3 protein-coding genes are annotated in these 3259 nt (G+C 69.1%); all 3 read left to right on the forward strand.

The window, feature by feature from the left end:
* Nucleotides 1–164: 164 nt before the first annotated feature.
* Complete coding sequence (locus ACIQ3R_RS16640) at nt 165–1046, forward strand: metallophosphoesterase family protein (protein WP_397419970.1); 882 nt, start codon at nt 165–167, stop codon at nt 1044–1046.
* A gap of 45 nt (nt 1047–1091) precedes the next feature.
* Complete coding sequence (locus ACIQ3R_RS16645; protein ID WP_397419971.1) at nt 1092–1949, forward strand: MBL fold metallo-hydrolase; 858 nt, start codon at nt 1092–1094, stop codon at nt 1947–1949.
* 60 nt (nt 1950–2009) lie between these two features.
* On the forward strand, nt 2010–3259 hold a 1250-nt coding region (locus ACIQ3R_RS16650; protein ID WP_397419972.1), incomplete at its 3' end, for an aminotransferase class III-fold pyridoxal phosphate-dependent enzyme.

Here is a 3259-nt window from a genome sequence, read left to right on the forward strand (position 1 = left end):
TCCCGGGCGGTCATCCCCCAGAGGCGCACAGCCCCCTCGCCCAGGATCAACACCGCCGGGGCGGAGACTGCCTCCATCGTCGCCTGTAACTCCGTCGCGCCCGCGGCGCCTCTCACCAAATTCTCGCGAACCTGATACCGAGCGCCGATCGATTGGGAAAGCTCGTGACGCCGTTTCGCCTCGCCCACATCTCCGATCCGCAGCTGTCGACGCCCGCCCTGCCCTGGCGCGCGGCCGACCTGATCTCCAAACGGGCGCTCAGCCGATGGGCCTGGCGGCGAAAGCGCCACTCGCACACGCGCGAAGCACTCGACTCCATCACCGCCCATATCCGCGCGGCTGCGCCCGACCACATGGCGGTGACCGGCGATCTCGTGAACTTCTCGCTGCCGGAAGAGTTCGCCGCGGCGCGCGCCTGGCTGGGGACCCTTGGCGACCCGGCGACCGTGACGGTCAGTCCGGGAAACCACGACGCCTTGGCCTCCCGAGGCGCGCCGGCCGGCTTCGCGCCCTGGCGGCCGTGGCTCGGCGACGAGGGCGACGGCTTTCCCTATCTGCGCATCCGGCGGGACGTCGCCATACTCAATCTCTCCAGCGCAGTGCCCACCGCCCCGCTGCTGGCCCAGGGCCAGCTCGGTCGAGGTCAGATCGAGGCCGCCCGCGAACGGCTTTCATCCACCGGAGCGCGGGGCCTGTTCCGCGTGGTCCTCCTGCATCACCCGCCGCAGGCCCACGGCGTCAGCGACCGCAAGGCCCTGACCGACGCTGCGATGTTGCGGAACATGCTCGCTGAGACGGGCGCCGAACTGATCCTGCATGGTCACGCCCACCGCGCCATGCTGGGAACGGTCGCGGGTCCGTCCGGCCCGATCCCCGTCCTCGGCGCACCCTCAGCCTCCACGCCGCCGGGCGCGCCTGGAGAGCCGGGCCGCTGGAACGAGATCGCCATTTCGCGGCTCGAAGCTGGGTTCCGCATCGACGTCACCGCGCAGGGTTTCGACGCCGATCTCAGAGTTCAGCGACTGGGTCGCTTCCGGCTGGTGTGAACCGCGTCTTCCGTCCTACGCTAGGCTGAACGATGGGAGGGATTAATGCTGAGCTGGCAGGTTGGCGCGGTGAAGGTCACACGCGTGGTCGAGACCGAGATGCGGGTGCCGGCAGGCGCCGAGTTCTTCATTCCACAGGCGACGGCGACCGCGTTGCGCGCCTCACCCTGGCTCTACCCGCACTTCGTGGATGAACAGGACACCATGATCCTGTCGATCCACGCCCTGCTTGTGGAAGCGCCCGGACTTCGGCTGGTGGTCGACACCTGCATCGGCAACGACAAGCCGCGCCCCGGGATGACCGGCCCCGACGGCCTCTCAACCGCGTTCCTCGAAGCCTTGGCCGAGGCCGGCTGGAGCCGCGAGAGCGTCGACGCGGTGGTCTGCACGCATATGCACGTCGACCATGTCGGCTGGAACACCATGAAGGACGGCGACCGCTGGGTCCCCACCTTCCCCAACGCCCGATACCTCTTCGGCCGCATCGAGTTTGAACACTGGAGTGGTGAAGGCGATGAGGCGCAGCAGGCCATCCTGGCCGACAGCGTGCAGCCGATCCTGGATGCCGGCCTCGCCGAGTTCGTCGGCCTCGACCATGTGATCTCGCCCGAAGTTCGGCTGCTTCCGACCACCGGGCACACGCCCGGACATGTCAGCGTGCGCGTCGAGAGTCAGGGGCAGGTCGCCGTCATCACCGGCGACATGAGCCATCACCCCTGCCAGATGGCCCATCCGGACTGGTCGCCGGGCTTCGACAGCGATCCAAAGGCGGCCGCCGCAACCCGGGCGCGGATGTTCGCCGAGTGGGCCGACCAGCCGATCCTGGTCATCGGCACTCACTATGCCGGCCCCACCGCCGGCCATGTGAAACGCGACGGCGCGGCGTTCCGCTTCGAGGTCTAGTGGCGCTGGACGCCCCACGCCGGACGCGTAAGGTTCGTTCAACGATAGAGGGAGGCCAACTTGGCGCGCGCCAACAGTCGAGATCGTGATCTCCGGGAGCGCGCCGCGGCCGTGATCCCCGGAGGCATGTACGGCCACCAGTCCACCGGCCTGCTTCCTGACGACTACCCTCAGTTCTTCGAACGCGGCGAAGGGGCCCACATCTGGGACGCGGACGGGACGCGCTACCTCGACTTCATGTGCGCCTATGGGCCCAACCTGTTCGGCTACGCCAACCCGGGAATCGACGCCGCCTTCGTTCGCCAGCTTGAGCGCGGCGACACGCTGACCGGCCCCACCGGCCTGATGGTCGAGCTGGCCGAGGCGCTGACCGGCATGGTCACCCACGCCGACTGGGCGATCTTCTGCAAGAACGGGACGGACGCCACCACCATGGCGCTGACCACAGCCCGCGCCCACACCAAGCGCCGCAAGGTGATCCGGGCCCAGGGCGCCTATCACGGCGCGCTCCCCTGGTGCACGCCCCGGCCCTCGGGCGTCATCGAGACCGACCGCGCGCACCAGATCTTCTGCGACTACAACGATGTGGCCAGTCTGGAGGCCGCCGCCGCCGAGGCGGGGGATGATCTGGCCGCCATCTTCGCCGCGCCCTTCCGTCACGACGCTTTCATCGACCAGGCCGAGCCCGACCCGGCCTATGCCGCCGCGGCCCGAGCCATCTGCGACCGCACCGGCGCGCTGCTGGTCGTCGATGAGGTGCGCGCCGGCTTCCGCCTCTCGCGCGATTGCTCCTGGAGCCGGATCGGCGTCGAACCCGACCTCTCCACCTGGGGCAAGTGCCTGGCCAACGGCCACCCGCTCTCGGCCATGCTGGGCAATGACAAGGCCCGCAAGGCCGCCGCCGCGATCTATGTCACCGGCTCGTTCTGGTATCAGGCCGCGACCATGGCCGCCGCGCTGGAGACCCTCCGGCTTATCCGCGAGACCGACTATCTGGAGCGGATCACGTCCCTCGGCGAAACGCTCAGATCCGGCCTCCACGCCCGCGCCCAGGCCGCCGGCTTCGGCCTGCGCCAGACCGGCCCCAGCGTGATGCCCCTGTTCCTGTTCGACGACGATCCGGACCTGCGCAAGGGCTTCTGCTTCGGCTCCGAGATGCTGGCGCGCGGCGTCTACATCCATCCCTGGCACAACATGTTCCTCTGCGCGGCCATGACCGAGGCCGACATCACAGGCGCGCTCGACGCCGCCGAAGCCGCCTTTGCCGCCCTGAAACGCCAGGCCCCGGGCTTAGGTCCGGTCGAAAAACT

Source organism: Phenylobacterium sp., from assembly GCF_044371015.1.
Lineage (GTDB): Bacteria > Pseudomonadota > Alphaproteobacteria > Caulobacterales > Caulobacteraceae > Phenylobacterium.